Here is a 7,966-nt window from a genome sequence, read left to right as displayed (position 1 = left end):
GGGCCCCGCCCGCCGTGGCGGCAGCGGGCCCGCTTGCTTAACGGCACGCGGGCCTTTCTTTTAAGCTTTGCGCCTGCGCATCCCACCGCGAGCAACACCGCGTGACACGACGCGACTACATCACCCGCGCCGGCTGGCAGAAGCTGGCCGACGAACTGGACTACCTCTGGCGCGAGAAGCGTCCGCACGTCACCCGCGAGCTGTCGGCCGCCGCCGCCGAGGGTGATCGCTCCGAGAACGCCGAATACATCTATCGCAAGAAGGAGCTGCGCGAGATCGATCGGCGGGTGCGCTATCTCGGCCGGCGTATCGACGAACTCACGGTGGTCGACAGTGCCCCGGACGATCCGAGCGTCGTCTTTTTCGGCGCCTGGGTCGCGGTGATCGACGACACGGACGCACGCCATCGCTACCGCATCGTCGGGGCGGACGAGACCGACGCCGCCGCGGGTGCGATCAGCCTGAATTCGCCGGTGGCGCGGGCGCTGCTCGGCAAGCGCGTCGGCGACATCGTGACCGTGAGCCTGCCCCAGAACGAACGCGAATTCGAGATCGAGGCCATCCACTACACGCCGCCGCACGACTAGACGCGGCCGCACGGGCCGCCTGTCACCGTTTCGCTTTCGCACCTGCCGTGACGAATTACGGCTCGAACCGCGAACCGCACACCACGCCGGACCGTACGCACGGGGCCAGGGCGACGTACCGGCGAGGCCTGCGCCTGATGCACCGTTGTGATCCGCGCGCGAATGCTCGGCCGGGCAACCGGCCGCACCATCGACACCGTGGCGCGGACGCGACGCCGCTCAGTCCGTCGCCCCGCCGTCGCCGTCCGGCGCGGTGCGCTCTGCCGGCAGTCCGATGAGGCCGTCTTCGCCCACCGCCGCATCGCGCGCGTCGGCCCTGTCGGGCTGGACATGCACGGTGGCGCTCAGGCCGACGCTCAGCCCGAGATCGGTCGGGCTGCGATCGAAGTCGATGGTGACGGGCACGCGCTGGGCCAGACGCACCCACTGGAAGGTGGGGTCGACGTTCGGCAGGTTGCGCTCACCCGGCGCGTTGTTGGCGACCGCGATGCCGTGACCGATGCTGGCCACGTGACCGCGCAGCGGCCCATCACGGGCCATCAGGCTGATCCGCACGGGGTCGCCCACGTCAATGCGCGGCAGCTTGGTCTCCTCGAAATAGGCCGTGATGCGGAAGGAATCGACGTCGACGAGCGTCATCACCGACTGGCCCTCGCTGGCGTAATCGCCCTCGTCGAGCTGCAGATGGGTGACGTAGCCGTTGACCGGCGAGCGCACGCTGGCCCATTCCAGATCCTGCTGCGCCTGCGCGAGCCGGGCGCGGGCCTGGCGGACCGAGGCGTTCGCGGCCACGAGTTCGGACTCGGCCTGCTGACGCTCCTGTGTCGACACGCCCCCGGCCGGCAGTCGTTCGAGACGGCTGGCATTCTGACTGGCGAAGCGCCGCTGGGCCTCGGCCTGGGCCAGCGCCGCCTCGGCCTCGTCGACCGCATTCTCGAACCGGATCGGCTGGATCCGGAACAGCGGATCGCCGGCCTCGACGTAGCGATCGTCGCGCACCGCCACCTCGGTGATGGTGCCCGAGACTTCCGGGGCCACGTTGACGACGTCCGCCTGGACACGGGCATCGCGCGTCCAGGGCGCATAGACGTAGTGCTGCCACGCGAACCACGCCAGCACCGCGGCGACCGCGACCAGCAGCAGGGTCGCCACGACCCGAAGCACGATCCGAAACACATCCCTTGATTCCGCCATTCGATCCAGCCTTCAGACCCGGCCCGCCCACGGGCCGAACGCCAGCAGGAGCAGGGACAACACGATGATGAACAGGGCCGCGCCGGCCAGCGCCGGATGCCAGAACAACCGATAGGCGCGCATTCGCAGCAGCAGGAAACGCAGCGGCAGATAGATCAGCCCGGCGCCGGCCAGAAAGACCAGGAATATGGGCAGGTAGATGCCGCCGAAGGCAAGCTGCTCAGGAGACAACGTCGGCTTCCCCCAGTCGGATGGCCGTGCCGTCGGCATTCTCGCGCGCCAGGCCGTAGTCGGCCAGTGCCGCGGCCACCAGCTCGGCGGCCACCGCCGCGCGCACGCCGTGGCGCATCCGGCGGCGCGGCGTGAACGTCACCGCCTCGTCGAGCATACGGCGCGCCAGCGCATTGGTCTTGGCCTGCACCTCGAACACACGCTCCACCGCGGGGTAGCCGTGCGCGAACAGGCGTTCGAGTTCCGCCAGCGCGGTCCGCACGCCAGCCCGCGTCGGCTCGTCGAAGCCGGCGCGGGCGGCGAGCACCCGCAGCGAACGCGCCTCCAGGCCCATGTTGACCGCGGCGAAGGCGGCCTGACGCGCCGAGACATGGGTCTCACCGCGATCGGCGGCCACCGGCAGACGCAGCAGGCGATCATAGACCCGCGTTTCGAAGCGCTCGCGCGAGCCGGTGAAGCCGCGGGCAAGCTCGCCGAACATACCCGCCAGACGTTCGCGCAGCAGCCCCCGGGACGAGACCGGCAGGATCAGTGTGAACGCCGCCAGCGCCAGAAAGACCGCCAGCTCCGCGCCGATCAGCGCCTCGGCGAAGCTGACGAAGTCCTGACGGGCGTTGTTGTCCGGATGCACCAGCAGCCCGAAGGTGACCAGCGAGATCCGCCCCACCAGCGCGAGCCTCGGGGTGGCCATGGCCAGCGCGGCGACGAACACGAACGGCAGCAGCACGACCATGAGCATGACGTAGCCGTTGACCGCGGGCAGCAGAACGAAATTCACGACGAATGCAGCCACCCCCGCACAGGCCGCGCCGATGCCGAAGCCGCGCGCGCCGCCGACCGGATTGTCGCCGAGCGCGAACAGGGTGGTGAGTACGGCCGTGAGCACCATCATGCCGTTGAGGGCCGGCTCGGCGTGGGTGGCCCAGATCGCTGCGCCGATGCCCATGGCCACGGCCGCCCGTGCGGTCGTGCGCAACGATTCACGCACCGATACCGGCACCGCGAACTCGGGCCGGGAACGCCGGGTGCGCCGGCCGGCGCCGCGCTCGGTGAGCAGCATCTCGTGCTTGACCACCGCGGCGCGCATCCGACTCGCGAGATCCAGCGCCCGGCTGATCACGACCCAGTCGACCAGCGAGCGGCGACGGTCGTTGGCGCGGTCCGCGCGAGCCGTTTCCAGAATGCGCGTGTACGCCTGGCCGAAGGCCCGTCGGAGCGCGCCGGTATCGTCGGGGTCGCGCGCCATCAGGTCGGCGGCCTCGTCCAGCGCCTGCAGCGGCCGCCGATCCACACCCTGGCCGAACTTGGCCAGATAAACCTGCAGCGAGGCCATGGCGCTGACCAGCGCCAGCAGCTCGTAGTCCAGACGCCGCGCGAGCCGGTCGTGTTCGGCGAAGCGCGGCTCGTCGTAGCGCGCATAGCGCCGTGTCTGCTCGAGAGAGAGTGTGGTCTCGACCAGGCGATGAAGATCGGGATGCGGGCTGCGCGGATCGTCCTCGCCAGCGCCCGCGGCGGCCGGCGCCTCGTCCGGGTCGCGCTTGAGCCGTCCGAACTGCGTGCCGATCGCGCGCAGCGCCGCCACCCGCGCGGCCAGATACTTGCGCGCCGTCGTCCCCGGTGCCAGCAGCACGCTCACGAACGCCGCGACGACCGCTGCGAGCGCGGTCTCAGCCGTGCGCGCGACGGCCACCGAGAACACCGTGGCCGGGTCCGACATCGCCCGCACGCCGACGATCATGGTCACGTAGCCGGCCAGCACGAAGCCGTAGGACAGATTGTTCCGGAACAGGCTCGCGCAGAAGACCATCAGACTCACCCAGCCGACCAGCGCCACGCTGAACAACATGTAGCTCTGCGCGAACGCCGCGATCAGGGCGATCGAGACCGCGCCGGCGACGAAGGTGCCCAGCAGCCGCGCGAAGCCGCGCACCACCAGAAAGCCCGGCAGCGGCTGGATGAGGATGGCCACGTTGATGAACACCCAGTAGGCGTTGTCGAGCTGCAGCCGAAAGGCGAGATACAGCGCCAGCGCGATCGACACGCAGCAGCGGATCGCGAACGAGACGTTTTCGGCGCTGGGGGCGAACAGCCAGGCGAGACGCGACATTTGTGTATTATACATTTAAATGCCGGGCATGACAGCCCCTGACCGTTGCACCGGCCCTGCGCGCTATGACGGCGCGAACGCCGGCCGGACCACCGCGAAGACCCGGTCGAGTTGGCACGCCAGATCGCTGCTGTCGAGCACCGCACTGGGCGCCAGATCGTTGCACAGCGATACGAGACCGTGGAGACTCGACCATAGCAACAGCACGCTGTCGGCGGTTTCGCCGGGGCGCAGGGTACCCGCCCGCTGGCCGCGCTCGACCGTCTCATGGAGCTGATGACAGACGCGCCCGGCCGCCGCCTCGAGCTCGGGATACGCGCCGCCGCGGAACTCGCAGGCAAACATCAGCCGGTAGAGGTGCGGCATGGCGATGCCGAAACGCCCGTAGCAACCCAGCAGGGCGCGCAGCGTGTCGACATCGCAGCGCTCGCATGTCGCGACGACGGCCTCCGCCTCGGCCACGAGCCGATCGAAACCGCGGGCCGCGCAGGCCGCCAGCAGCGACTGCTTGTCGGCGAAATGCCGATAGGGCGCGCTGCGCGACACGCCGATACGATGCGCGACCGCACGCAGGGTCACGGCGCCACGACCGCCCTCGTTCAACAGATCGAGGGCGGCCTGCACGCAGGCATTGGACAGATCGCCGTGGTGATAGCGATCACCGTCACGAAGCGACCGGGTACGCATGACGAAAGGCTAGCACAGTGTTGACAGCGTCAACATCCCGACCTAGCGTGGTCGTTCGCGCAGTGCGCCGCGGGTGCAGGGAGAACAATGACAAAACGGCCAGGCCGGGCGCGTCGTCTCATGGGCATCGCCGTGCTGGGCGGCATGCTTGCAGCCGGCTGCACCGACGACGGTCGAACCGCCACTGCGGACCGCACCACCGACCACATCAAGGCGGTTCGCGTGGCCACGGTGCGCCGCGCCAATGCCGACCAACGTTATACCCTCAGCGGCGTGGCCCGCGCGGCGCAACGCGCGCGACTGGCCTTTCAGGCCAGCGGACGACTGGCGGCGCGGCCGGTCGACATCGGCGCGGAACTGGCGGCCGGCGATCTCGTGGCCCGCCTCGACCAGCCCGAACTCGGCCCCGCGGCCGATGCGGCCGCCGCGGACGTCCGGGGACTGCAGACGCGGGTCGAACAGGCCGAGCGCGATCTGCGGCGCGTGCGTCGGCTGGTCGAACAGGACGCGGCTACCCGCCAGGAACTCGAGGACACCCGGGCACGCCGCGACAGCCTCGCCGCACAGCTCGACAACGCCCGCGCCCAGCGCGAACGCGCGGTCAACGCCGCGGGCGAACTGACACTGACCGCGCCCATCGCCGGCAGCGTGACGCGCGTGTTCTTCGAGCCCGGCGAGTTCGTACCCGCCGGTCAGCCCGTGGTGGCACTCAGCGGCGGACGCGCGCTGGAGGTGGCCTTCGGCGTGCCCGAACGGCTGGTTCAGACACTCGAGATCGGTGACAGCGCCCGGCTGACGCTGCCCCTGTTCGCACAGCGCGAGATCGCGGGCACGCTCACCGGCCTGTCACGGGCCAGCGGCGGGCGCGGCGAACTCTTCCGGGCCGTCATCGCGCTCGACGAGACCGACTCGCTGCGCCCCGGCCTGAGCGTGAGCTGGCACGTTTCCGCGGCGAGCGAACCGGGCCTGCTGGTACCGGCGAGCGCGATCGCCAGCCCCGGCTTGAGCCATGCGCCGCGGGTCTACGTGCTGCGCGACGGCGTGGCGCACGCGATACCGGTCACTCCGGGGACACTGATCGGCGAGTCGGTGCGGGTCGAGGGCGCGCTCGAGGTGGACGAACGCGTGGTCACCCGCGGGTTGCACAATCTCGTCGACGGCCAGACGGTACGCGTGCTGGAGGACAACGGCGCGGACGGCGCCCATGACTGACCTCGCCGGGCGCATCCCGGGCCAGGCGCGGCTGATCGGGGCGCTGGTCGCCGTCTTCGTGCTGGCCGGCGCCCTCGCCTATCTGCAGATGAACCGGCAGGAGAACCCGTCGTTTCCGTATCGGGCCGCGATCGTGACCGTGGCCTTCCCCGGGGCCGGGCCGGCGCGTATCGAACGCCTCGTCGCCCGCCCGCTTGAGGAAGAGATCGCCGAGATCGCCGCGGTGGACACGATCGACACCACGCTGCGGCAGGGCATGGCGGTGTTCACCATCCAGCTCGGCGATGAGATCTATGACACCGACACCGCCTGGGACCGCGTGCGCGTGGCCATGGACGACGCCGCGCGGGACTATCCGGCCGGTGTCGGCGAAGCACAGCTCGACGATCGCATCATCGACGCCAGCCTGATGGTGCTGGCGGTGACCGGCGATGCGCCGCCGCGGATACTGGGCGATGCAGCGAAGACGCTGCGCCGCCATCTGCTGGGCGTGGACGGCGTCGCCGCCACCGAGCTCCACGGCGACTCGGGCCGCCAGGTCACGATCACCATCGACGATGCCGCGATGGACCGGTACGGCGTCTCGCCCGCCGGCATCGCCGCCGATATCGGCGCGAACAACCGCGTGACCCGCGGCGGGACGCTCCGGCTCGCCGGCGCCTCGGTGAATCTGGATCCGGCGACCGATTTCGACGACATCGACGCCATCCGCGACATGGCCATCGGTCTGCCGGACGGCGGCACGCTGCCGCTGTCGGCACTGGCACGAGTCCACCAAAGCGAGGCGGTGCCGGCACGCGGTGCGCTCTGGCATGACGGTAACCGCGGCGTGGGGGTCGAGATCATCGCCGAACGGGGCGTGAACGTGGTCGCGCTGGGCGAACGGCTGCGCGACGCGGTAGACGCCATCCGGCCCATGATCGCACCACTCGAGATCCGGGAGATGTTCTACCAGCCGGCCCAGACCGAACGCCGGCTCGACGATCTGTCGCTGAACCTGCTGATCTCGGTCGCCATCATCCTGCTCGTGCTGTTCGTGTTCATGGGGCTGCGGCTCGGGGTTGTGGTCGCCATGCTGCTGCCGCTGGTCACGCTGACCACGATCGCGCTGTATGCTCTGGGCGGGGGCATCCTGCACCAGATCGCGATCATCGGGCTGGTGGTCGCCCTCGGCATTCTGGTCGACAACGCGATCGTCATGAGCGAGGACGTGCAACGCCGTCTCAATGCGGGCGACACCCCCGCCGCGGCCGCTGCCGGCGCCATCCGCGAACTCGCCGGACCGCTGTTCGCGGCCACGGGCACCACGCTCGCGGCGTTCGTGCCCATGCTGCTCTCCGAAGGCAACACCGCGGACTTCACGCGGGCGCTGCCGATCACCATCATGCTGTCGCTGACCGTGAGCTACCTCTTCGCGGTCACGGTGACACCGCTGGTCTGCCAGTTCGCGCTGCGACGGCATGCGGGGACTGGGCCGGGGCTGATCGACCGCCTCGGCGCCCATCTCGCCCGCCTGACCCTGCGTTTCCCCACGCTGCTGATCGTGGCCGGCGGCCTGGTCATGGCCGCGGCGCTGGCCAGCCAGATCTGGCTGGACGAAGAATTCTTCCCGCCGGCCGATCGCACCGCCGTGGTCATCGATCTGTCGCTGCCGGAAGGCGCCCACATCGACCGCACGGAGGCGAGCGCCCAGCGGCTCGCGCGCGCCGTGCGCGCGCATGCCGGCGTGCGCGCGATCCATACCTTCGTCGGTGACGGCGGGCCGACGTTCTTCTACAACCTGCGGCGTGCGCCGGCCTCGCCCCAGCTGGCCCGGCTGGTGGTGATCACCGACACGCTGGCGCGCAACAGCCCAATCATCGATTTCGCGGAGCACTACCGACCATCCCCCGCTATTGAGTAGCACGTCGATCTGGAGTCCAATCACCCAAAGCCTGGAGATTGGACA

General features: G+C 70.0%; 7 protein-coding genes. 3 read left to right on the top strand and 4 right to left on the bottom strand.

Going from position 1 to position 7,966, the window contains the following annotated elements; all coding sequences use genetic code 11:
• The first annotated feature begins 101 nt into the window (after window positions 1-101).
• Window positions 102-587, top strand: coding sequence for a transcription elongation factor GreB (gene greB, locus SAHL_RS16475; protein ID WP_123592509.1), 486 nt, complete (start codon window positions 102-104; stop codon window positions 585-587).
• 219 nt (window positions 588-806) lie between these two features.
• Here greB and SAHL_RS16470 read toward each other — a convergent pair whose 3' ends face one another.
• From SAHL_RS16470 to SAHL_RS16455, 4 genes are read right to left on the bottom strand one after another with little or no spacing between them, the layout of a single operon-like run.
• Window positions 807-1,781 carry an efflux RND transporter periplasmic adaptor subunit gene (locus SAHL_RS16470; protein WP_123592508.1) on the bottom strand — a complete coding sequence of 325 codons (975 nt, stop codon included), beginning with the start codon at window positions 1,779-1,781 and terminating at the stop codon, window positions 807-809.
• Window positions 1,782-1,793: 12 nt separating this feature from the next.
• On the bottom strand, window positions 1,794-2,012 hold the full coding sequence (locus tag SAHL_RS16465) for a DUF1656 domain-containing protein (RefSeq protein ID WP_123592507.1): 219 nt from the start codon (window positions 2,010-2,012) through the stop codon (window positions 1,794-1,796).
• Window positions 2,002-4,134 (bottom strand): FUSC family protein, encoded by a 2,133-nt coding sequence (locus SAHL_RS16460; RefSeq protein WP_123592506.1) that lies wholly within the window; start codon window positions 4,132-4,134, stop codon window positions 2,002-2,004. Before SAHL_RS16460 ends, SAHL_RS16465 begins: the two co-directional genes overlap by 11 nt.
• A 48-nt stretch (window positions 4,135-4,182) precedes the next feature.
• Complete coding sequence (locus tag SAHL_RS16455) at window positions 4,183-4,806, bottom strand: TetR/AcrR family transcriptional regulator (RefSeq protein ID WP_123592505.1); 624 nt, start codon at window positions 4,804-4,806, stop codon at window positions 4,183-4,185.
• An 87-nt stretch (window positions 4,807-4,893) separates the two neighbouring features.
• On the opposite strand from SAHL_RS16455, the gene SAHL_RS16450 reads away from it, so the two are divergent.
• Both SAHL_RS16450 and SAHL_RS16445 read left to right on the top strand, forming a co-directional pair.
• Window positions 4,894-6,018 (top strand): efflux RND transporter periplasmic adaptor subunit, encoded by a 1,125-nt coding sequence (locus tag SAHL_RS16450; RefSeq protein ID WP_123592504.1) that lies wholly within the window; start codon window positions 4,894-4,896, stop codon window positions 6,016-6,018.
• Window positions 6,011-7,921 carry an efflux RND transporter permease subunit gene (locus tag SAHL_RS16445; protein WP_123592503.1) on the top strand — a complete coding sequence of 637 codons (1,911 nt, stop codon included), beginning with the start codon at window positions 6,011-6,013 and terminating at the stop codon, window positions 7,919-7,921. Before SAHL_RS16450 ends, SAHL_RS16445 begins: the two co-directional genes overlap by 8 nt.
• Window positions 7,922-7,966: the final 45 nt, after the last annotated feature.

It is taken from the genome of Salinisphaera orenii subsp. halophila YIM 95161 (assembly GCF_003732545.1).
GTDB classification, from domain to species: Bacteria; Pseudomonadota; Gammaproteobacteria; order Nevskiales; family Salinisphaeraceae; genus Salinisphaera; species Salinisphaera orenii_A.
This window is presented reverse-complemented; position numbering and strand designations above follow the sequence as displayed.

Bases quoted from the DNA above. Each gene is read 5' to 3' on its own strand.
- SAHL_RS16470 (WP_123592508.1), bottom strand. From the start codon at position 1,781: ATGGCGGAATCAAGGGATGTGTTTCGGATCGTGCTTCGGGTCGTGGCG.
- SAHL_RS16460 (WP_123592506.1), bottom strand. From the start codon at position 4,134: ATGTATAATACACAAATGTCGCGTCTCGCCTGGCTGTTCGCCCCCAGC.
- SAHL_RS16455 (WP_123592505.1), bottom strand. From the start codon at position 4,806: ATGCGTACCCGGTCGCTTCGTGACGGTGATCGCTATCACCACGGCGAT.
- SAHL_RS16450 (WP_123592504.1), top strand. From the start codon at position 4,894: ATGACAAAACGGCCAGGCCGGGCGCGTCGTCTCATGGGCATCGCCGTG.
- SAHL_RS16445 (WP_123592503.1), top strand. From the start codon at position 6,011: ATGACTGACCTCGCCGGGCGCATCCCGGGCCAGGCGCGGCTGATCGGG.